The sequence below is a fragment of the Nostoc sp. C96 genome (assembly GCF_059384975.1).
The window spans coordinates 3,969,995-3,992,198 of sequence record NZ_CM182020.1 but is presented as its reverse complement, the minus strand read 5'-3'; the positions used below and the strand labels follow the sequence as shown (position 1 = coordinate 3,992,198).

Annotated in this window: 24 protein-coding genes and 1 pseudogene; 7 read left to right on the top strand and 18 right to left on the bottom strand. The window is 39.8% G+C overall.

Annotated elements, in window-relative coordinates; all coding sequences use genetic code 11:
* Positions 1 to 1,110: 1,110 nt before the first annotated feature.
* The gene (locus AC504W_RS17005; protein WP_494879360.1) at positions 1,111 to 2,265 is read left to right on the top strand and encodes a PAS domain-containing sensor histidine kinase; all 1,155 of its coding nucleotides are present in this window, start codon (positions 1,111 to 1,113) and stop codon (positions 2,263 to 2,265) included.
* A 50-nt stretch (positions 2,266 to 2,315) separates the two neighbouring features.
* Complete coding sequence (locus AC504W_RS17000; RefSeq protein WP_494873463.1) at positions 2,316 to 3,167, top strand: response regulator transcription factor; 852 nt, start codon at positions 2,316 to 2,318, stop codon at positions 3,165 to 3,167.
* A 17-nt stretch (positions 3,168 to 3,184) separates the two neighbouring features.
* On the opposite strand, the gene AC504W_RS16995 is transcribed toward AC504W_RS17000, so the two are convergent.
* The 3 genes from AC504W_RS16995 to rsmA form a co-directional block, all read right to left on the bottom strand.
* Positions 3,185 to 3,502 carry a DUF3082 domain-containing protein gene (locus tag AC504W_RS16995; protein ID WP_494873462.1) on the bottom strand — a complete coding sequence of 106 codons (318 nt, stop codon included), beginning with the start codon at positions 3,500 to 3,502 and terminating at the stop codon, positions 3,185 to 3,187.
* 81 nt (positions 3,503 to 3,583) lie between these two features.
* Positions 3,584 to 4,534, bottom strand: a complete 951-nt coding sequence (ispE, locus tag AC504W_RS16990) for a 4-(cytidine 5'-diphospho)-2-C-methyl-D-erythritol kinase (protein ID WP_494873461.1) — start codon at positions 4,532 to 4,534, stop codon at positions 3,584 to 3,586.
* A gap of 59 nt (positions 4,535 to 4,593) precedes the next feature.
* Positions 4,594 to 5,421 (bottom strand): 16S rRNA (adenine(1518)-N(6)/adenine(1519)-N(6))-dimethyltransferase RsmA, encoded by an 828-nt coding sequence (gene rsmA, locus AC504W_RS16985; protein ID WP_494873460.1) that lies wholly within the window; start codon positions 5,419 to 5,421, stop codon positions 4,594 to 4,596.
* Between the two features lie 467 nt (positions 5,422 to 5,888).
* Between rsmA and AC504W_RS16980 the strand changes: the two genes are divergently transcribed.
* Together AC504W_RS16980 and AC504W_RS16975 are read left to right on the top strand one after the other, a co-directional pair.
* Positions 5,889 to 6,203, top strand: a complete 315-nt coding sequence (locus AC504W_RS16980) for a HigA family addiction module antitoxin (protein ID WP_494873458.1) — start codon at positions 5,889 to 5,891, stop codon at positions 6,201 to 6,203.
* Positions 6,204 to 6,505: 302 nt separating this feature from the next.
* A pseudogene (locus AC504W_RS16975) lies at positions 6,506 to 6,649 on the top strand (hypothetical protein); the annotation flags it as partial.
* 63 nt (positions 6,650 to 6,712) lie between these two features.
* Here AC504W_RS16975 and AC504W_RS16970 read toward each other — a convergent pair.
* The 4 genes from AC504W_RS16970 to AC504W_RS16955 all read right to left on the bottom strand — a co-directional run bounded on the left by AC504W_RS16970 (position 6,713) and on the right by AC504W_RS16955 (position 11,911).
* Entirely contained in the window at positions 6,713 to 7,093 is a 381-nt protein-coding gene (locus AC504W_RS16970; protein ID WP_494873457.1) for a helix-turn-helix domain-containing protein, read from the bottom strand.
* 10 nt (positions 7,094 to 7,103) lie between these two features.
* Complete coding sequence (locus AC504W_RS16965) at positions 7,104 to 7,397, bottom strand: type II toxin-antitoxin system HigB family toxin (protein ID WP_494873456.1); 294 nt, start codon at positions 7,395 to 7,397, stop codon at positions 7,104 to 7,106.
* Positions 7,398 to 7,669: 272 nt separating this feature from the next.
* Positions 7,670 to 10,285: a PAS domain-containing sensor histidine kinase gene (locus AC504W_RS16960; protein ID WP_494873455.1), complete on the bottom strand. Its 2,616-nt coding sequence runs from the start codon at positions 10,283 to 10,285 to the stop codon at positions 7,670 to 7,672.
* 150 nt (positions 10,286 to 10,435) lie between these two features.
* On the bottom strand, positions 10,436 to 11,911 hold the full coding sequence (locus AC504W_RS16955; protein ID WP_494873454.1) for an integrase: 1,476 nt from the start codon (positions 11,909 to 11,911) through the stop codon (positions 10,436 to 10,438).
* A gap of 161 nt (positions 11,912 to 12,072) precedes the next feature.
* Here AC504W_RS16955 and AC504W_RS16950 point away from each other — a divergent pair, with 161 nt between their 5' ends.
* Entirely contained in the window at positions 12,073 to 12,651 is a 579-nt protein-coding gene (locus AC504W_RS16950; protein WP_494873453.1) for a sporulation/spore germination protein, read from the top strand.
* A 31-nt stretch (positions 12,652 to 12,682) separates the two neighbouring features.
* On the opposite strand, the gene AC504W_RS16945 is transcribed toward AC504W_RS16950, so the two are convergent.
* From AC504W_RS16945 to AC504W_RS16915, 7 genes are all read right to left on the bottom strand, one after another.
* On the bottom strand, positions 12,683 to 12,991 hold the full coding sequence (locus AC504W_RS16945) for a PIN domain-containing protein (RefSeq protein WP_494873452.1): 309 nt from the start codon (positions 12,989 to 12,991) through the stop codon (positions 12,683 to 12,685).
* A 13-nt stretch (positions 12,992 to 13,004) separates the two neighbouring features.
* Positions 13,005 to 13,229 carry a hypothetical protein gene (locus AC504W_RS16940; protein WP_494878675.1) on the bottom strand — a complete coding sequence of 75 codons (225 nt, stop codon included), beginning with the start codon at positions 13,227 to 13,229 and terminating at the stop codon, positions 13,005 to 13,007.
* On the bottom strand, positions 13,213 to 13,698 hold the full coding sequence (locus AC504W_RS16935; RefSeq protein WP_494873451.1) for a PIN domain-containing protein: 486 nt from the start codon (positions 13,696 to 13,698) through the stop codon (positions 13,213 to 13,215). Before AC504W_RS16935 ends, AC504W_RS16940 begins: the two co-directional genes overlap by 17 nt.
* Before the next feature lie 333 nt (positions 13,699 to 14,031).
* Complete coding sequence (locus tag AC504W_RS16930; RefSeq protein ID WP_494873450.1) at positions 14,032 to 16,104, bottom strand: caspase, EACC1-associated type; 2,073 nt, start codon at positions 16,102 to 16,104, stop codon at positions 14,032 to 14,034.
* On the bottom strand, positions 16,097 to 16,498 hold the full coding sequence (locus AC504W_RS16925) for a sugar ABC transporter permease (protein ID WP_494873449.1): 402 nt from the start codon (positions 16,496 to 16,498) through the stop codon (positions 16,097 to 16,099). Before AC504W_RS16925 ends, AC504W_RS16930 begins: the two co-directional genes overlap by 8 nt.
* Before the next feature lie 109 nt (positions 16,499 to 16,607).
* A complete protein-coding gene (locus AC504W_RS16920) occupies positions 16,608 to 16,874 on the bottom strand; it encodes a CopG family transcriptional regulator (RefSeq protein ID WP_494873448.1) in 267 nt (88 codons plus the stop codon).
* Positions 16,875 to 16,879: 5 nt separating this feature from the next.
* On the bottom strand, positions 16,880 to 17,470 hold the full coding sequence (locus tag AC504W_RS16915; protein ID WP_494873447.1) for a ParA family protein: 591 nt from the start codon (positions 17,468 to 17,470) through the stop codon (positions 16,880 to 16,882).
* Positions 17,471 to 17,937: 467 nt separating this feature from the next.
* Between AC504W_RS16915 and AC504W_RS16910 the strand changes: the two genes are divergently transcribed.
* On the top strand, positions 17,938 to 18,060 hold the full coding sequence (locus AC504W_RS16910; RefSeq protein ID WP_015115367.1) for a DUF8629 family protein: 123 nt from the start codon (positions 17,938 to 17,940) through the stop codon (positions 18,058 to 18,060).
* A 277-nt stretch (positions 18,061 to 18,337) separates the two neighbouring features.
* The gene (locus tag AC504W_RS16905; protein WP_494873445.1) at positions 18,338 to 20,008 is read left to right on the top strand and encodes an MBL fold metallo-hydrolase; all 1,671 of its coding nucleotides are present in this window, start codon (positions 18,338 to 18,340) and stop codon (positions 20,006 to 20,008) included.
* A gap of 50 nt (positions 20,009 to 20,058) precedes the next feature.
* On the opposite strand, the gene AC504W_RS16900 is transcribed toward AC504W_RS16905, so the two are convergent.
* From AC504W_RS16900 to AC504W_RS16885, 4 genes are all read right to left on the bottom strand, one after another.
* Entirely contained in the window at positions 20,059 to 20,370 is a 312-nt protein-coding gene (locus AC504W_RS16900) for a DUF6679 family protein (RefSeq protein WP_494873444.1), read from the bottom strand.
* A 183-nt stretch (positions 20,371 to 20,553) separates the two neighbouring features.
* Positions 20,554 to 20,733 (bottom strand): hypothetical protein, encoded by a 180-nt coding sequence (locus AC504W_RS16895; RefSeq protein WP_096578251.1) that lies wholly within the window; start codon positions 20,731 to 20,733, stop codon positions 20,554 to 20,556.
* A gap of 186 nt (positions 20,734 to 20,919) precedes the next feature.
* On the bottom strand, positions 20,920 to 21,135 hold the full coding sequence (locus AC504W_RS16890; protein WP_494873442.1) for a hypothetical protein: 216 nt from the start codon (positions 21,133 to 21,135) through the stop codon (positions 20,920 to 20,922).
* A gap of 263 nt (positions 21,136 to 21,398) precedes the next feature.
* Complete coding sequence (locus tag AC504W_RS16885) at positions 21,399 to 22,199, bottom strand: Nif3-like dinuclear metal center hexameric protein (RefSeq protein ID WP_494873441.1); 801 nt, start codon at positions 22,197 to 22,199, stop codon at positions 21,399 to 21,401.
* Positions 22,200 to 22,204: the final 5 nt, after the last annotated feature.

Below are 22,204 nucleotides of genomic sequence, written 5' to 3'. Positions count from 1 at the left end.
GAGTAAATTTAGAAATATCCTCCCCCTATCAATAAACCGTGTTGCAGAAGCTGCTTCTTTGTTAAGACTACTGAATATTAGGTCGCAGATATATGATCATTGTTTTGCTAGACCTATCTGTTTTTTCGCTCTTGCCATTGATTAAATTTTGTCAAGACTATTTATTGGAAAAAATGCTGCAAATGCAATCTGGTTTGGGGAGATAACACTGTCTAGATAACCATAAATGTGTCAGGCTAACTTTAGTTTTTTGTCCATTCCATGAATTTTATGTATTCTAAAACACATTAAATCTTAATTTTTTTTATTTCTTCAGAGGGAAGTAAAGCCAATTATTTTACTTATTTTATCTGTTGATTTATTTTAACTATCAAATTATTTATCTCTTTAGATAGATGATTTAGTCTATTATTTTATAGTTAGATCCCATAGGGAATAAAATTTAAAATAATCAATGCAACATGAGAAAATTAAGAATATAAAATACAAATATATTTGAAAAAAATATATTTTTGTGGATGAGCAAGAAAAGTAAATATATTCTAGTTTACAGCACAGTAGCCACACTGTGAGAATTTTTATTGCATTCAATAATGATGTAAGATTGTTATATAAACTTATACTATTTAGCTCTAGCTCAATACTAATTATTTATTAGATGGCAGGAATTAAAAATACAGGTTTTGATTAGGGAAATATGCTAATTCTCTTCTGAGAATTGCAATATATTAGCAATAAGACTGAAGTAATCTTTATCTTGTCTATATAAAAATCTTAATTTATAACAAGAAATGTTTTTTCTCAGTAAAAAATCGAAGTGATATCTTTTTATTGGTAGAATATTTTTAAATAAATCAGAAATTTAAATTATTTTTTAATTTCCCTTTGCTATTGCCATTAATGATTTACAGCCGGATTCAGACTGTGAAAGTTGCCAATTCTCCGCTATATAGCTTTAGTGTCAAATAGTTAAAAGGAGTGCGGGATATGAATACTAACGGCTACACGTTAGTTCTTTCCATCTCGAAATCGGTGCTAAAGCCACAATCCGAGTTGTGGGGATTTAACTACTTTTGTAGGTGTAAGAGTGATGAAATAGTAGAGTTAAATATGCACACTTTGATTGAGGAATTAAAACAGGTTAACAAACATTTACTGCAAGAAATTGTAGAACGGAAGCAGAAGGAGGCAAGTTTAGAAAAATCTGTCATTTTACTTCGTTCTATTTTGGAGTCAACGGCTCATGGCATGATTGCAGTTAGTTTGGAGGAAGATATTGTTAGTTTTAATCAACAATTTGTCCAGATGTGGCAGATACCCAACTCTCTGACAATATCGAGACATAGTTTTCCATGCCAAGCTTTTTTTGAGAATCAACTCAAACAGCCGCAACTATTTCGGGATTCGATGTGGGAAATGAAGTGTGATTGTCAGAGCGATCGCTACGATATTCTAGAGTTAAAGGATGGTAGAGTCTTCGCTCAATACTCTAAACCGCAGAAGGTAAATCACGAAGTGATTGGTAGAGTTTGGAGTATTTGGGATATTTCCGAACTGAGCCAAGCTTTAGAACAGTCTAAACAACTGGGTGAATTGAGAGCGCAATTTTTATCTATGCTTTCTCATCAATTGCGTACACCGTTGAATGTAGTTTCATTTTCTAATAGCTTACTCAAGAGACACATCCATGAATGGACAGAGGAAAAAACTAAACCATTATTAGATCGCATTCAAATGGCTGTAGAACAACTCAGCAAGATGCTAGACGACATTATTTTTTTTGCTAAAGCAGAAGCGGCTAAACTTCACTTTGAGGCTAAACCACTGAATGTAGTGCGGTTGTGCCATGAGATTGTGGCACAAATCCATACCTACAGTAGCCAAAACAGAATTAATTTTGTCAGTCAAGATGGCTGTTTTACTGCTTTTTTCGATAAAAAATTGCTGGAGCCAATACTGAAGAACTTGCTCGACAATGCAATTAAGTATTCTCCATCAGGTGCTGCGGTGGATTTCCAACTTTCATGGGAACAAAAGACGGTGATTTTTCAAGTCACGGATAGGGGTATTGGTATTCCTACAGCAGATAAAGCGCGGCTATTTGAACCATTTTATCGAGGTAGTAATATTGCGAATCTACCGGGTACTGGACTAGGACTAGCAATTGTGAAAACTCTGGTTGACTTACACGGTGGTCATATTGATATGAAAAGTGAAGTTGGTGTAGGCACAACTTTTACTATTATGCTGCCATCAGTGAAATAAAAGTTTTGAATGAGTTTTTTCAACCTGCCACAAATCTTAGTAATAGAACAATGATGCACACATCGTCGCCAACAATTCTGGTCATTGAAGATGATGCTGTTACCCGCAATCTCTTCTTAGACAGTTTACAAGCTGAAGGTTATGACACAATCGGTGCAGAAAATGGTCGTATTGGTATTCAACTAACACAAGAGCATTTACCAGATTTGGTGATCTGCGATATCTTAATGCCAGATATGGATGGTTACGATGTTTTAAATGCTTTACGTCAAGACCAACTGACAGCGATTATTCCTTTTATTTTTCTGACCGGTAGCGATACTAAGGATGCTTTACGTAAAGGGATGGAGTTAGGTGCGGATGATTATCTGACCAAACCTTTAACTGTTGAGCAATTGTTGAGGGCGATTAATATTCGATTGGAAAAACAAGCTCTGCTTAGGTATTGGTATGCTACTCAAACACATCAAATATCGCAATCTATACCTGCAAACATCGCGGTCTCGAACACTCCTGAGCCATTTTTCCCTTCGGTTCCTCAATTCCAAAAAGTTTTCGACTACATTGAAGCTAATTATCACCAAGGAATTACCTTAGCTAAAGTTGCTGAGGCGGTGGGTTATTCCCGCGCTTATTTAACTAATAGAGTTGCGAAACAAACAGGAGAAACTGTCAATGGCTGGATTGTTAAGCGGCGAATGATGGCGGCGCGTTCTTTGTTGAAGAATACTAACCAAACCGTTGAGCAAATTGCTTTGGCTTTAGGTTATCAAAATGCTTGTCACTTTTCTCGCCAGTTTCGACAGCATCATGGCATACCTCCCAAACATTGGCGAAAAAAGCAGGAGTTTTTTAATACTTGCACTCAGTTGGAAAAGTGTTTACCTGTGGCTCAAACATAAAAAGGCCAGCAATCATTTTAATTATTCTTTGGCTGAGACAACTGCTGGATTAATAGTTGCACACCCAAAGCTATTAATCCGATCGCTACTATCCCAAATATCCCACTGCCTAAAGCAACTATACCAACAACTAAGGTGCGTACCGCAGAGGTAATTTTGATGACGAGTTCATTAGTAGAATGGACTGGTTTGCTGGCAAAGGAAGTTGCGATCGCTATCATCAGCGAATATAAAGCATAGGACATTCCACTGGAAATTATTGCACCTGTGATGCAGCGTAGTGGTGATGCTTGCGCCTGGGTTGCTGTTTCTTGTGGTGTGATGTTTTCACTCATAAGTTAAATCAAAGGTCAAAGGTCAAAAGGCAAAAATTAAAAGGCAAAAATTAAAAATTTTTTTTACTTTTTACTTCTTACTTATTCAGATGCTATCTGAATGCCGTGTGTAATGGTGCGAGTCACGAACAATTCTAAATCTTCATCGGGTATTGCTTCTCTGATGGATTGTTTCACTGCTTGGGCTTGTGGTTCAGATTCGACAATTGCAAAGACACTCGGCCCAGAACCAGACATCATTGTTCCGAGAACTCCTGGTTGAGTTGCAAAGAGTTCGCGTAGTTGCATAACTTGGGGATGAGCAGGTAAAACAACACGCTCTAAGTCATTGTGCAGTTTTTGGGCAATTTCGGCTGCATCTTTATGCACAATGGCTTTGACTATTCCACCAGAATGAACTGCGGCGGCGCGTGCTGCTAAATCTTCGGTAGTTTTAATATAGGTATGACCAAATTCTTGACGATAGGTTTTGTATGCCCAAGGTGTAGAAATTTCTAGACTGCGATATTTGGCTAATACTATATATATATGATCTAAATTTGGTAGTGGTGCAAGTTGTTCACCTCTACCTGTGGCGATCGCTGTCCCACCTGCGACACAAAATGGTATATCTGAACCTAGGGTAGCTCCCAATTCTTCGATTTCTGTTTGGGTAAGTCCCAAGTTCCAGAGTAAATCTATTCCTACCAAAACTGCTGCGGCGTTTGTTGAACCTCCCGCCAAACCAGCCGCGATGGGGATGTTTTTCTCCAGTGTAATTTCCACTCCGCCATGTTTAGCCGCAACTTCGGGAAATTGTGTCGCCATCAGTTCGGCGGCGCGATAGACGAGATTAGTTTTATCGGTGGGTACTTGAGGATGGTGACAGTGGACGCGAATAGTTTGTTCACTGATGGCGCGGACAGAAATTTTGTCGGCGAGGTCGATGCTTTGCAAAATCATGACTAATTCATGATAACCATCAGCGCGATCGCCAATGATTTCCAGATACAAATTTATTTTGGCAGGAGCAATTAAACTGTAGGAACGCATGTTCAAAAACATTAAGGATTAAGTGTGAAGTCTGAAGTGTGAAGTCTGAAATGAATACTTCATACTTCAGACTTCATGCTTCCCACTTCATTAGCGAGAGTTACCCATTGCTGAGTGCTGATTTCTTCAGCTCTAGCTTGGGGATTTATTTCTAATTGTTCCAGTAATTGGGTCAGGCGATCGCGGTCAATTACAGATTGCAAATTATTCCGCAACATTTTGCGCTTTGACCCAAATCCTAACTTTACCAGATTCTCTAATCTGCGTGGGTCGTTGGCAAGAATTTCTAATCGACGCGGACGCAACCTCACTACTGCTGAGTCTACTTTTGGTGGTGGATAAAATGCACTTGCGGGAACTGGACAAATTAACTCACATTCTGCTAAATACTGCACCCTTACTGATAAAGCTCCAAAAGTTTTTGACCCGGCTTTAGCATACAATCTTTCTGCTACTTCTTTCTGAATTAATAGCACTATGGAATCAAATGGTTTGGGGTTAGGATTGGCGATGGTTCCTAATAGTTTTTCGATGATTGGCCCGGTGATATTGTAGGGAATGTTCGCCACTACTTTATTTGCATTTTGAAATTGAGGAAATGCTACTACATTTGTTTCTAAATTTAACTCCAGAAAATCACCTTGTAATAATAAAAAATTTTCTTTATTTCCTAACTCTTTGACTAATAACTTACATAAATCTCTATCGATTTCAACTGCTACCAAAGCCTGTATTAAAGGTAATAAACGTCGAGTTAGAATGCCTGTACCTGGCCCAATTTCCAGGATGCGGTCATTTGTACTACACTCTGCCGCCTGCACAATTGCGTTGAGTGCCTTGTCACTTTTGAGCCAATGTTGAGCAAATACCTTGCGCGGTCGTACCATCTATTTTTCTTGTCCTGTAATGTTTTGGGCGTTTAACAAAAAATCCATTTCTTACTTTTTGCTTACTTTTGAATGTTGTTTTTTATAACGAATCGTTGTTTTTTGGTTGACATTACAAAAAAATGTAGTAAAGTTTGACCTAATATCTGTGCTAGGTGCTAGATAGTGTCATTCAAAAATCAAGGCACAGAAGATATCTTTGATGGCAACAATTCAAAAAATGCTCGAAAAACTTGCCCTGTCAACCTGTGGAATGTTGCACAAAGAAAACTAAATCAACTAAATGTGGCAATTTATTGAGATGATATGAAAATACCTCCAGGTAATAAGTTAGAAGCATGACAAGGTGACAGAGAAGGTCAGCATAGTATTAGAATTAACAAGCAATATCGAATATGTTTTGTGTGGACAAATGAAGGAGCTTATGAAGTAGAAATAGTAGATTATCATGATTGAGGTACATATTCATGAGAATACCTAAATATCGTCCTCCCAACCATCCTGGAGAAATTTTACTCAAAGACTTTCTAGAACTACTAGAAATATCCCCAACCGAACTAGCTCAAGCAATTCACGTTCCGCCTCAACACATAAATGAACTAGTAAATGGAAAATGCGGAATAATACCAAGCACAGCCTTGCGGTTAGCCAAATTTTTGGGAAATAGTGCAGAGTTTTGGTTGAACCTGCAACAAAACTGGGAACTTTATCAAGTCTTTCAAGAAGAAGCAGAAGATTTGAACAGCATACTGAAATTTACCTGGAAAGAACAAGTTACTTGATGATTTATCTTACGAGAAATTCTAGCGATCGCACTTCATCATCATCAGTTACTCTACAGGGTATCAGGGTCAACACCCAAAGCGCGTAAACGTTCGCGCAAACGAGCATTTGATTGATCAGCTATTGCCATACGTTGGCGTTCAACTTCCATTTTAGCTAAATCTGCATTCAGTAAAATGGGCGTACTAGTAGTTTGTTGAACAGACAGATCCCCGACTTCTCAAAGAAGTCGGGGATCTGATGTCAAGATGTATATAACGAGAGTTATCAAGACTCACCGAGAGATGGAAGTGCGTATTTAACTGGTAAAAATAATAACACAAAGCTACTGTGTGGCGGTTCGTGGTACAACCCTGCCCAGCCCTGTCGGTCTGCCTCCCGTTTCGACCTCACGCAAGTGCTTTGTGACCGCAATGTTGGGTTTCGTGTGGTTGCGGTGGCGTAAAACAGTTATCAGTACGATCGCCTCTCCTGTAGGTTGGGTAGCGCGACAGCGTAACCCAATAAATCAAGCTGAATTTTTGTGGAGAGAGTATGGCTGAATCAATACCTCCGCCGGAATTCCCAAACAGGAATGCAAACGCCGAATCATATCTAGTGTTAGTGGTTGCTGGCGATGCAAAACAAGAGTCACTTCCCCATGATTTCCAATAATAGGCTCTAAATCCTGCCAAGATAACCCACGGGATTCGAGATAGTATAAGATTGCCTCAATTGGGTCTGGTGGAATGATGGGATAATGTTGCTGTTCATAAACTTCCACCAAAGTTGTTAAAACTTCCAAGCGATCGCATTCTGGTGTATTTTGTTGGGCATCAAATAACCGTGCAATTTCATCAAGCACTGCACGATAATCAGCTTCATTTCTGATAGGGCGGAGTTCCAGCATCTACTTCACCTTAAATCATTGTTGCATCTACGTTATCGTACTCAGAGTGTGTTCCCACAAAGCGAATAAAAATAATTTTAATGTCATAACGGATGTGAACAATTAAACGGTAATCATTGCCTTTGATATTAAAAACAACCCGATTATTAGGAATAAGACTGGCATTGCGATAAATACTTTTGATATCTGTTGGAGAGTTCCAGTCTGCACGAGAAGCTTCATCATACCAAGCTTTTAGAAGCTGTTCAGCTTCAGGATGTGTTTCCCAAAATTGCCTTAAGGTACTGCGGGCAATGATTCGCATATTAGAATTACAAGATTTTTCCAATTATATCTGCATAAAGGCGATCGCCCTCCGGCCAAAGATGTGTGCGATCGCCTTTATCATGCCTTCATATTAATGTATAAAACTATACTTGTTAACCACAAATACAAAAATTCTTGTTAACAATTATCCAGTTTGAAGAGGTATTAAATAATAACAAATAGTCAGGCAATCGCCTTAAAAACTCAGCATATTGTTTTACTCAAACAAGTAAAAAATACTTTAAAATCATATACATTGGAATTAAATGATTATTTGCGGCTTTCGGGTTGGTTAATCGGGATTTCAATCACAAATTCTGCTCCTTTTTGCGGTGCTGAGTTGCAATATAACTTACCGGCATGTCTATCTACTATAATTTGATAACTAATTGATAGACCTAATCCTGTACCCTTACCGACATCTTTAGTAGTAAAGAAAGGGTCAAAAAGTTTAGAAATTACAGATTGAGTAATTCCCATACCATTATCTGATATATGGATAGCGATTCGGTTACTATTAATCTGTTCCGTGCGGATACAAATTTTTCCTTGTTCGCCGACAAAAGCATCATCTAAAGCATCAATAGCATTACTCAAAATATTCATGAATACCTGATTGAGTTGACCAGGATAACACTCTATTAGAGGTAATTTGCTATATTCCTTAATAACTTCAATTTCTGGATGATCTTGTTTACATTTGAGACGGTTGTGTAGAATCATTAAAGTACTTTCTATACCTTCATGAATATCTACTTTTTTGAATTCAGCTTCATCCAAACGAGAGAAATTACGCAGCGATAATACAATTTCTCGGATGCGTTGAGTTCCTACTTGCATAGATTGAAGTAGTTTAACTAAATCTGTTTTGAGAAATTCAAGGTCAATATCTGCTATTTCTGCTTGAATTTCTGCGGGAGGCTCAGGAAAATGTTGTTGATAAAGTTCTACCAGTCCTAATAAATCTTTAGTATATTCACTGGCTGGAATCAGATTACCGTGAATAAAATTAACTGGATTGTTAATTTCATGGGCTACACCTGCAACCATATTACCCAAAGAAGACATTTTCTCACTTTGAATGAGTTGAGATTGAGTACGTTGAAGTTCTGATAAAGTATTTTCTAAATTTCTGGCTTGTTCTTGTAATTGCATTACTGCTTGTTTGCGTTCAGTTTCTGCCTGTTTACGTGATGTAATATTTAACGTTGAGCCAACAATCTGATAAATTCTGCCTTGACTATTTTTCAAGGGATTAAGAGTAGTAAACCACCAAGTTTCTGCACTATCAAAAGTTAAACATTCTTCATAATTAATACTATCACCAGCATCTACACAGCTTTGATAACGTTGAGTTATACCAGCACCTTCAACCTCACCATGTAATTCTTCTGGAGTTTTACCTACAATTTTTTCGTGATTAATCCCGACGATTTTTTCTGCGGCCGAGTTACAACCAGCAAAACGAAATTCACCATTTTCTAAAACATTGACTACAAATATTAATTGGGGAAATCCATCATAAATAGTGCGTAAAAATTGCTCCTTCTCTTGCAATTTAGCTTCTGCTTGTTTGCGATCGCGGATATCACGCGTAATAGTTGATAGATATAAAGGTTCACCAGTTTCAGGATTTTTGATCAAAAAAAGATTGTAATCAACAGGTATTGGTTCTTCGGTTTGAAAGTGTCGGAAACGATATTCGCCTTGCCAGACACCATCTCTCATCACTGTAGGAATAATATGCTGATATACATATTCTTTATCTTCTGGGCTAAAGCATTGATCAATTGTGAAATCTTCACTAAAACTTTGACTATCTAATCCCAACAGTTGTTTGCCAGCTTCATTCAAGAAAATAGGTTTTCCTATTAAGTCAGCACAGCCAATAAAATCACTGCTATTTTCAATTAGAGAAACGAACACTTGCCGTTCTTTTTCAGCTTGCTTACGTTCTGTGATATCGGTGACAGTGACAACTAGTTGATAAATCTCGGAGGAACTATCAAACAGCGGCGTGACATTAAACAACCACGAAATTTCTTGTCCATCCAGTAAGAAAGATTCTTCAAAAAATATAGTCTTGCGAGATTGGATACATTTTCTGTAGTGTTGGCGATAACGATGTGCCACATCAGCAGGTAATCCTTCTGCCATTGTTTTACCCACCAAAGATTCCAGTGGTATCTGAATCAGTTTGAGAATGGCAGGATTGAATTTAGCGTAACGAAACTCTGTTCCGTCATCCAAGATATCTAAAACATAAATACCATAGTCTACGCCCTCCCAGATGCTTTGCAAAAACTGTGCTTGCTCTCTAAATTGTTGTTCGGTTTGTTTACGTTTGCTAATATCAGCCAAGTAACCATACCAGATAATCGCTCCGTCTGCTTGCAGTTCTGGTCGAGATACACCACGCACCCATCCCTGTTTACTAGAAGTATTTCCTACACGCCACTCATATTCAAACTTTTGCAGAGTTTGGGCAGAGTGCATAATTGCAGCTTGCAACCCAGACAAATCATCAGGGTGGACATTCGCAAATCCCACAGTCGCATCTTCTTCAACTTTTTCTGGTTCTAGCCCTAAAACTTCTCGGCATCCAGAAGAAACAAAGGGGAAAGACATAGTACCATCAAGATCAAGCCGAAATTCATACAGCATTCCTGGTACGTTATCTGCCAACTTCTGAAATCTAGCTTTACTCTGGCGTAAAGCTGCGGTGCATTCCTCTAATTGCTGATTTATTTGTTTGAGTGCGATTTCTGCTGAGTTCCTGGATGACTCGGTATGCTGACACTGGGTAACTACCTGACGCAACTCCATGAGTTCTGTTTGCAGGGAGTCGTAAGTATTTTTATCTACAGTAATCAGATTGCCAGCCATAGTTTTATTACTTGCCCAGTGGGGAACTGAAGTGAACTTAAGTTATATGTTTCCCAATCTCAGATAAACAAGAACCATAGCTGCAATAAAATTCTATATAAATAGAGGTTAATATCCCCGACTGCTTAAATCAGTCAGGGATATTTTTATTTACAAATGATTGAGCAACTCACCTAATTGATGTTTAATCAATAAACCTTTGAGAGTGGAATTTTCAGCTTTTAAAGCCGTATTTTCTGCTTCTAATTCCTTAATTCTATCTTGTAAAGCTTCTTTAGTTGTTCCTTGCCGATGAATGACAACTTCTTTATAAATAGCTAAATTTGCATCCTCATTAATCCAGCGTTGATAAGTTTTAGTATGCTCCTGTACTGTATGCCCCATGTAATCAGCCATCGTTTTAATCGGCACTCTTAACCGATGACCGCGAATTGCATAAGCATGACGCAAATCATAAGGTCTAAATCCGATGTCAGCAGTTCTAAATTTAACTTGCAGTTTGGCAGTTTTATTACTCAGAGTTCCGGCATTATAAGGCAATTTAATCTTTTTCAAATCAAATAATTCTATCCAATGGGGATGTATGGGGGGAATTCCACAACTGCGTTCACCTGTTTTAGTACCTTCAGTTAAACTAGGATTTAAAGTAACTAAATGAAAGGTATTTGTTGCATCCATAAAAGCATCTATATCAACAGCAAATAACTCATGGGGTCTTAAACCATAAGTAGCTAACATCCCATAAGCCCATTGCCATTGCTCTGGTTCTGTCAAGTTATCTTTACTAGCGTATACAGATAATGGACTGCCAATTTTGCTAAACCCTTGAATAATTTCTTCGTCGGTTGGCACTTTGCGAATCGTTGGGTTGGGTTTAGGGGTAGCGTAACTATAAATTGTGGCAAAATTGGTAATTCCGCAAAATTCACAAAACTTTTTTAACTGCCAAACCAAGAAAAAGCGAGATGAGGTATTCGGTTTAGTTTTTTCTAACGCCACTTCTAATGCTTGGGCAGACATGAGCATATCTGGCGGTAATTTTTTCAGATGGCGCAAATAATGAGTTTCCCAGGTGCGGATTCCTTGCCTATTTTGTTCATGAGTTTTCCAAAATTGGCGCTCATATTCTTGAATTAATTCACTGATGAGTTTGGTAGATTTTGCTGTGTCTGGCAGTTCGATTTTTTGGGCTTGTTTACCTAGTAATTCTGGAGTCCATTGAAATTGTTTAGTGATTAATAATAAGTCTAATTCTCGCGCTTTTAAAACTGCTATTTTCAAGCCAGTATCATTAGCAGCAAAACCACAAGAAATTGTATATTGTTTATTAGGACTACCTTGTTTACCAATATCGCCCGGTCTACAAGGAAATGTCCCTTGTAAACCGATGGTTTTATGACTAGTTAATTTAAGTTTGATTTTGACCTTTTCTAGACTTAATGCAGAGTTAGCTTGCTGAAGAGAAAATTTGATTCTTAAATATTCCCGTTCTATTTTGGCAAATTCATCGGATGCAGGGTGTTTTGCTTTCCACTGCTTCCATTTAGATGGTTCCCATTGGTCAATTGTTATACCATCCCATTCAGCTTTACGGGGGTCGTAGGTGCTGGTTGCGTTACTGGGCATGATGATTTAATTTGATTGCATTAGTCTTGGTTTTGAAGATAGCTAATCACAGTCAAGAAGTAAAGCCAGAATAAATTAGTTAAGGCACAATTTGCAAATCTATACGGAATTAATACTCAGGACACTGAAGTTAAGAAAGGAAGTATGGCAGTACAACTATTATGAGTTCTAGATATTTATTACCATTTATCGTTGTGGCGATCGCAGCCAGTCTTGGCAGTTGTAGTTCTAATCCTACACCCACATCCAGCAAAATTGACGACCAAGCCCCAGTAGCTACAGCTACCACCAATCCAGCCCCAACTCCCAGCCAAAGCCCTAGCATGGCGCAACTGCGAGCCAGAAATACAAAGATTGAGCCATTGGAAGCAGCACCCAAAACAGAGACAAATAAAACTGTCAACGTTACTCTCTACACCAGCGATACTCAATGTCAAGAACTAATTCCTCAAAAGGTAGAAGTACCAGCCACCGAACCTGTAGCCAGTGCAGTTGGTAAAATTGTCGAAGAAAGAGACACCGCCGACTTTAGTTTGTCTGGCTATCGCGTGAATATCAAAAATGGCGTGGCTACCGTTGATTTGCGCTTATCTCCTCAATCTAAGCGCCAAATAGCCTCACTTTCTAGCTGCGAACAGTTTGCTTTATTTGGGAGTGTCCGCAAAACTCTTATGAGTAACTCGCAATGGAAAATTAAAGACGTGCGCTTCACAGAGAAAGGCGAAGAAATTGTCCTTTAGTGATTGGTGATTCAGTCCTACTTCTCAACTATCAAAAATCTGTTATTCGGGTGGGTAAATTTTGCCCATACTTGGAATGAGCAGGTATATATGGGGGATAATGCGATCGCCTCACCAATATTTCCTGATTTAAAATTGACGGCGGCTCAAGTTTTGCAAGGTTAATGTGCGATCTCCAATCTTCCAACTCCAGGGTTTGAATTCTACCGAAATGACGCTGATTGTGAGTGACTAAAATTAGATTATTAGCGATCGCAACTCCCGCAATCAGTAAGTCAATATCATCAACGGGAATACCTTGGAGTCGCAAGTCTGCATTTAACCACGCTAAACCTACCATTGATTGTTAAATGTTACTCAATAATTTCATCATATTGATTGGTATCTTCTCCAGATAATTTTTTTATATCCTCCAAGACATCTGCCAAGGTTTTTTGATCTAGCCATTGATGACGTTCTTTAGTGTAGTCACCTTTACCGGGGCTAAAATATTGAATAAACCGAATAGTATCAGCAACTCCCAAAGAATTTATTAAAGCTTCGTAGCCCTGTCTGATAATTTCATTTTGAGTTTTCATCATTGCTTTCCTCGGCTTGTATTACTTCAGCCAGCCATTGAACGGGATTATTAACTACAATGTTAATTAATTGAGAGTTTTTTTGAGCTTTTTTGAAGAGCCTGTCATCCGTTGTCAGAAATACATCAGCTTGGCTTCTTTCCGCACTGGCGATGTGGGTGGCATCATAAGTGGAGAATCCTAATTTTTGAAGTTCGGCGGCTCTGTTGTCAATAATGGGACTGTTAATAACTTTGATTTTAGCAATATTGAGTAATTTTTTGACGTTTTCTAGTCTTTCTAAGTCAGGCATTTGGTTTAATTCGGCGATTAACGCACTACTATTAATAAGTTTCCAAGTTGACAATTGACATTCCCTGAGAATTGTCATGACTGCCTGTGCTTCTAAATAAATACGAGATTGTGTCTGGTCATCAAACGGACGATTCAAACAACAAGCATCCAGATAGATTTTATATTGTTTACTCATGGTGTTTATGAGTAATTTCTACATGATTACAAGGGCGATTGATCGCATATTTAGTATATTATCGCGTCAAGGCTTAGATCCCCGACTTCTATTCGTCGGGGCTAGGTAACAGAGGTGAATTGATGTGCGATCGCACCTCCTAAAATGGTAGATGTAGGTTGGATGGAGGCGCACAAAGATATTGATAGCAACACAGTAAATCGAGATTGCGCCGTAACCCAACACCAATTGCTGTGTCAATTTGAATTGTTGTAGTTGAGAAATGTAGCTTTTTTTATGTCATTTGTTGGGTTCGGTTTCGTCTCACCCAACCTACAGGAGATTGCGATCGTACTACCAAGCCCTGCCCCCCACAAACACAACCCGAAAACCTACATCGATAAGCCAGTCGCCACGTTCAACCCTAAAGCGACCCGCCGAACGGCAATACCTGGGAACGTCACCCCACGAACCACCGCGCAGAAGACAAGAAAGATTATTATTTTCACCTAACCAAGTACTGCCGTCACTGGGTGCATTATTATAATTTTCGTGCCACTTATCCTGACAAAATTCCCATACATTACCACACATATCAATTAAACCAAAGGGGTTAGCAGGAAATTTCCCGACATCAGTTGTTTGCTGACGATATTCACCCTTTGGTGCAGTAGCGTAAGTATAATTTCCGTCATAATTTGCCAACTCAGTGGTAATCGGTTCACCAAAATAAAACGGCGTAGTCGTTCCCGCACGACAAGCATATTCCCATTCCGCCTCACTGGGTAAACGGTATATCTTACCAGTCTTTTTCGACAATCGATCGCAAAACTCCACCGCATCATCCCAAGAAACACATTCTACAGGGCGGTTAGAACCCTTAAAATGGGATGGGTCGGGATTTAAATCAAGATTTACCTGATCAAGAGCCGCAACGGCTTGCCATTGAGCTTGGGTGACAGGAAATTTCCCCATGAAAAATGGTTGAACAGTAACGTTATGCTGTGGACTTTCAGAGTAATCTCGTCCTTCCTCATTCTCTGGCGAACCCATGAGGAATGTACCGCCAGGAATTGACACCATTTCTAGAACTACGCCATTACCCAAATCTTCAGTAAAAAACTCGGCGCTTCCCTGACTGCGGTTGATGATTTGTCCTTTAGCGTCTACCTTCACTATTTCAAACTCAAATTGATTGGTTTGAATTGTGTTAGGTAACGTAGAACCCCTCTCCAAACCTCTCCCCGAAGCGAAGAGAGGCTTTGAGTCTTGCTCCCCTTCCCTGGTAGTGAAGGGGCTGGGGGTTAGGTTTGAGGGATACGCCGCGTCAGGTAATTCTTCCGCAGATACAGGCGATTTTGGTTGTCCAATAATGCGTTTTTCTATCGGTGCAACATCTTCATCCCGCAAACCTAAATGTTGCTGATAATCTCTTAAATCATTGAGCGTTCTTTCACTTAGGGTTGGTTCAATTTCAACTGTTTCAAGCAGTGTTGCTTCATATTCGTCTAATTTGCGCTGATATTCCAGATATGGTTGTTTAACTTCCGCTTCAATTGCATCAGCCACATCAGCATCAAGCTTTAACTGGAGACGTAATGAGTTTAACAGCCTACGAGCAGGAATGGTAAACTTGCCCTGATTTATGCGGCGTTCCACTTCCTGACGATACTTCAGATGAGGGTCATCCTTGGGCGACTTCGCCAGAAAAATCCGATAACCATCTTTAAAAGGATAAAACTCCGGTGTCATCGCGGGAGATGCTTCTTGGACTTTGGTTTTGGCGTAGTCATGCAACTCATCCACCGCAATAAAACCATCGCCATCTTTATCGGCTACACCTTTTTCTATGCCTTCTACTAAATATTGAGTGTAAATCGACAAGTCTAATTCATCAGATGCAAAGGCATATTGTGTAGAAGTGGAAGCAGTGAGAATTGCTGTTCCTTCACCGCCTAATTGCTGTTGTAGGTCAATCGTACCACTGTCTTTAGCTGTCAAACCTTTGGCAAAAGCACCACTAAAGCAGCAATCTAAAATTACTACCCTGCGCTTAGATTTACTGTCATTCATCCATCGGTGTACACTTGTGGCAGCTACGGCTGTAAATGGAAGCAGTTTATTTTGATTTTTTTGAGTTTCGCAAGTCGAGAAGTAAAAATCACCATTTTCAACCGTCACCCCATGACCAGAAAAATACAAAAGCACTAAATCATCTTTTTGACGATTAGCATACAAGTTATAGATTTCCCTTTCCAATTCCTGACGCTTGGGATTTTTCAGCACCGTGACATCATCAAAACCACCCATTTCCGGGTTCTCTAACACACGCCGCATCGCCTCCACATCTTCCACAGCCTTGGGTAGCGGTGCTAGTGTCGGTTCATGATATTCACTAATTCCAATTAGCAGTGCTACCTTAGCCATTATTGCTATTTGACGAGTTGTTGAGAAATTCTTGGGCTTTTTGGTAAGCAAAGTTAAATTCTTCGCGGCTACTGGCTTCGATGTTGAGTTCTCTACCATCAGGCGCTTTCACCATGATTTTAATTGGTTTGTTGCCAAAGCGATCGCCCAGAAACCCAAACAAAGATTTCAGGTTTTTGGCGTTAACCTCTGCATTCAACAACCCCAACAAAAAGCCACCCAACGCCTTAGAACCTTCTGGTACATCCGTAACCGCAACTAAATCTGCGTCCTCCACCCCATCCACCTCGCGCAACTGGGGAAGCAAATTCTGTACTTGGGCTTGCAATTCTTCATCATCCAAACCCAATTCAGCCAGGGAAACAGTCACCTGAACATTAGATTTAGTTACCATATACACGTTTAAATATAATTTAGAGTCTATTTAAACGATTGTATCGGTTATTTAGGCGATTTGAGTAAAATTGCGGTGATAAGGGTAGGGTGGGCAAATTTTGCCCATCTTACGAACCAGATTGATTTAACAACCATTGTTCAATCAATTCCGTCATAATATCGCTCATTTGTCGTTCTTGAGAGACTGCGGCGGACTTGAGTTGCCGATGTAATTGTTTAGGCAAATAAATAGTTGTCCGGGTATAATCTGGGTCAGTGCTTTTAGTGCGAGAAGTGGGTTTATCGTCAATATTTGGAAGTTGATCTCTGAGTTGACGACTACGCGCAGCGTCAATCAAATCATCAAAACGGCTAGTCTTTTTTTTGTTATTCATTTTAATTATTTCAATATTTCTTTTCCGGCTTCAGCGTAACACCGCCAAGCTATTTGAGCGTAAGAGTCTTTTACAGCATTCACCGGAACTCCTTCTAAAGCCGCACGTTGAAATACAGCTAGACGGCGAATTCCTGATTGAAATACAGGTAAATCTGCACTCAATAGAGTTGTTCTCGCTTCTTCACCCGCCTTATTAGGATAAGGGGGAATAATTGTTAGTAAAATCCGATACTTAATTTTGAGTTTTTGCAGTGAATCTACCATTTGGATTGTTGCAGCTAAAGCGATCGCATCTGGTGTAGTTGGTATAACTAATAAATCACAACCTTTCGCTAGAGTTTTTAACTCATCTGCATCCGGTCTGGCTGGAGTATCAATTACTATATGTTCATAGAGTTTAGCTAAACTAACTGCTTGCGCTTCATCCGCAACTTTAAACGGTAAACAGCCCCGGTTCGACCAATCTAAAGCACTACGGTTTAAATCTCCATCTACCAATAGTGTGTCAGCTTTGTTCTGTAAATACGTAGCTAAATGCAACGCTGTCGTTGATTTACCAACTCCCCCCTTAAATGCGGCTACGGTGATGATCATTTTGGTTTTCAACAGGAAATAACGCCAAAATTTTACCCGATATAAACATCTAAATATTTAGATGTTTATTAAATGTTTAGATGTTTCAACGTTCAGATGTTTAATAAATTAAATATTTATATACTTTTATTTAGTATATAAATATTTAGTCAGTTAAATTTATTAAGTAAAAAGAGTGTTGAGCATATTTTTTATACAAACATTACTGATAAGCTTTTGGGGAAAAACTTCAAACCCTCTCCCCTGCTCTTCTGCTCCCCTGCCCCCTTGCAGTCTCAACAAGCTAATCTGTTGCCCATTCCCTTTTTGATAGACAGGTGTACCGAAAAGTTTTACAATTTGTCTCATAAAAGTAAATGTACTTACTGCACCATCAAGCCCAGCATAGTAAAGATTTTCTGGTGATTCTGCCCGCCCGTGGAATCATTCTATTAAGATAAGAAAGTCTTTATGAGAGGGTAGAAACAATGGATGTAAAACTGATCCTAGTTGGATTAACAGTAGTATTTACTGTTGCGTGCCTATTTTTTGGCACGAAAAATGGATTTTATGATTCAGAGAACTATCATGGCAATGGCTCTGCACACTAACTAGCAGTCATAAAAAGAAACTAAGAGCTAGAGACAAGAGACTAATGAGTAGTATTTTTACTCAGCACTCACCACTCAGCACTTTTTCCGGCTAAATCATGCCCAACTTTTATGAACCAGTACAGGTTTGTAAAAAGCGTTCTCTCCAATCAAAAATCCGTAATCTCAGGGTATATGGGCGCAGTACAAAACTTAGCCCTATGTCACAAAAGCAAAATCTCCAAAACTCCTAGCTTTTGCGATATATCAAAGGTGATTAGATTGGAGGGGGGAAAGCATGAGGGATAATCTGTCGGCATCCTCTCGCTTTGATACTGAGGAAACAAATGTTGAATTAAACTGTTTTCCTTACAGTGTCCAGCATAATGATGAGGGTGTATGTTTACTGGTCAAAATGGGGCCGCATCGCATTCTGCTAGATTGTGGAATGGAGAATATTGCTTCCTTACACAAGGGGCTAACTAAGTCGGCGCGTCGGGGTAGTTCACCCTTACCAGCAGATGTGGTATTGATCAGTCACGCTCACCCAGATCATGCCAGGGGTGTGTTGGCATTACACAAAGCTTTCCCACTATTACCTATTTATGCCAGCGAAGTAACTACCAAGTTACTGCCATTGAATTGGCCAGAGCAGAACCCCACAGAAATTCCCCAATTGTGTCATGCTCTACCATTGAGATCGCCTATAGAATTGCAAGAAGGTTTAGTAGTAGAGTTATTTCCCGCCGGACACTTACCAGGGGCGGTAGCAATTTTACTCACCTATACAACCGAGCAGCGCGCTTACAAAGTACTATATACAGGCGACTTTTTCTTATCAAATTCCCGCCTAGTAGAAGGTTTGCGCTTAGAAGAATTGCGGGGATTAGATGTAAATGTGCTGATAATCGAAGGTACTTATGGCACATCCCGTCATCCCCACCGCCGTAACCAAGAAAATCAACTAGCAGAACGAATTAATCGAGCGATCGCAGAGTATCATTCTGTCATCCTCCCCACACCAGCATTAGGTTTGGGACAAGAACTACTAATGCTGCTGCGGAGTCATCATCACTTCACCGGGCGAGATTTAGATATTTGGGTGGATGGTACCGTAGCTAAAGGTTGTGATGCTTATCTAGAATTACTCGCCTATCTTCCCCCATCCGTGCAGAACTTTGCCCGCCATCAACCCTTGTTTTGGGATGAACGGGTACGTCCTAGAGTCCGACGCTTGCAGCCAGAACGGCGTACTGTAGTAGGACAGTCACCCTGTATTGTTCTCACAGACTCAACCGCTGATTTAGGCGAATATTGCCAACCCAATACAGGCCCTTGGCTGATTCTTGTACCCGAAAAAATTGATATAAAAATTAATAAACAATATTTAGCCCCCACCACAGTAGAAAGCTACCTTCTCGCCCAACATAGTGACGGCCCTGGTACTACTCAATTAATTCACAATTTACGTCCCCAGCACGTCTTATTTGTCCACGGTTCGGCTGCTTACCTAGCTGATCTCACTAGTTTAGAAGAATTACAAAACCGCTATCATATCCATTCGCCGTCAGCTGACACCTTGGTCGAAATGCCGATTGGGGATACATTTGTCCAGCCAGCTGCACCGGAAACTAACTACGAAGGTGAACTGACAGAATTAGCCACAGTCATCACCATTAGCTTACCAGAAGCAATTACAGAAGACCCACGTTGGCGGGAGTTTGCCGATACTGGCTTAATTGAAGCGCGTTGGCAAGGAGAAGAAATTGTCTTGCGGGGGTTATCGCAAAGAGAATTACTCAATCAAAATAGCGATCGCTATACTTTATCTGATGTTGACTGCTGTGGAACTTGCCGACACCAACGAGGACAGCGCTGTTGGAACCCTGTTTCGCCTTTATATAACTTTAAAGTCACACTGGAAGGTTATTGTCCAGCTTTTGAACGCATATCAACAACTGAGTCCTGAGTGAGGAGAGATTAATCTCACTCACCCAGGACTTAGGACTGTGCTTTTAGTTAATCAGGATTGGAATCGGTAAAATGGTTACGGATGCGTTCAGCTTCAGGACAATCTTCAGTTAGGAGAGGTTCGACATTACCCCGTGGTACGGAAGCTAACTTTTGAGTGACAGCGCCAATACTTTCGAGGCGAACCATTTCTTCCCAAGAACAAACTTCGTCTTCCTCATCTGTTTCATAGCGTAGCGTCACCAAATCTCCCTCTATGTCGATGATGCGGGCGCGTTCTATCCAGCGTTGCTGGTCCCGCAAGAAAACACATACCTCCCGCCCATCGCAACACAGTTGATAAATCTTGCGGTGTAGCATGTACTGCTTCTGCCTTTTTAAACAACGTACGTTAAACCTGAAAAAATTTGGGTTTTACCCCAATAGATTACATCCCTAGAGAAAGTTAGTTTCACGGTTAAGAATGTAGTGCGTTTAATGACCCTGCCTTTGAATTTAGGTAAATTTTGGATCATAAACTAGTAGCTACTGCACCCGTTAAACTCAATCTCTTTCAGGGTTGTAAGAGAGAATGTCTACTTCATAGAAGTCACACAATCCGGGATTTGTCCTAACCAGTTTAACAGCTGCTGGTGAGTCTTTCCTATCATTATGTAATAATAAATACTCCAAAACAAGCGGTGATTGCGGTTGTTTAAGTTGCCTACTTGTAGTCATGGGCATTACTGGGAAGTCTGGGGAATCTGCTGTACTTTTACCCCTGTGTATTTGATCTTAACTCATTATTTTGCTGACCTTCATTGTTTTCAGCAACAACATCTTAATGAGTTTTAATTTTTAGACTTTTACCAGGGGAGTGAGACACTCAATTTCTAGAAACTGGTTGTAAAGGTATAGAGATTGGCTAACTTAGTTAGATTTGTATGGGGTCAGAAATTTTATCAGGCGATCCGAAGAACCCTCTCGTTTGATTTTACCTGCCGCCACCGCATCATACAGATCTGCCAAAGCTACCAAATCCTCAGACTGATAGCATTTAGTCGCTAGGACTTGATGAAGTAGACCCTCAGATTCAACACTAAGATATCCAGTTTGAAAAGCAGATTCAACGAGTGCGCGAATCATTGTAGTTAGGCCATCATCAGCAACTTAATATATCTAGTGTGGAATATTTCTCTTTCCCAGTGATTGATATAAAACGTAGATACTTGTGATATTAATTACATAAAAAGTGTGATTTAAATCACACTTTTTAGTGATAACACTCGTATCTGATTCCTTTGTTAACCGTATAAACCACTAGAAAGAAAAGAACGTTTTTTGAGTTTTAGGATGTTTTAATCATTGTTACTGAAGATAAAATATACTAAATAGCAAATTTTAATTTGTTAAAAATTATACTTAGTACAAAATTGGCGGAAATCTTCATCCTGTTGACTCAATTGCACCCAGTCAAGGTTTAAAGAGATAAATTTTTGTGACAAACGATCGCAAGCCGGGCGTTCTGTTGCGTAATGTCCAGCATCAACTAAAATTAAACCGCGATCGCGGCTTTCTTGAAACTGATGAAATTTACAATCAGAAGTTAAATAAACTTGCGCCCCCGTTTTCACCACTGCCGAAATGTAACTCGCACCGGAACCACCCAAAACAGCCACCCGTGAAATTGTTTGGTGTAAATCAGCCGTTGGCGAGAAAATCAAATCAGGCGGCTTGAGTTGCTGTTGAATTATTCCCAGTAACTCTTGTAGTGTCAGTAATTTTTCCAGTACACCAACCCGTCCGTAACCCAAACCAGAAACAGTCGGCACAATGGGCGTAACTTCTTGAAGATTGAGAATTTGCGCCAAAACATCAGCCGTACCGTCTTGTACTTGGTCAAAATTAGTATGAGCAGTATATATACCAATATTGTGAGTAAAAGCTGACCGTACCATTTCGGATATTGCTTCACCACGGCGGAAAGATTTGGGAGGAGCAAAAATCAAAGGATGATGAGCAAAAATTAGATTAGCATTTTGGGCGATCGCTTCCTCCATTACCGCCAAAGTCGGCGTTAAACACACCAACACCCGCGCCGACTCTTGCAAAACACCAGGCTCAACTTGCCAGCCACAATTATCCCAGCTTTCACACCAAGCCGGATTCGCCCATGCTTCAAACCAGGTTATTAAATCAACAATTTTCATAATTA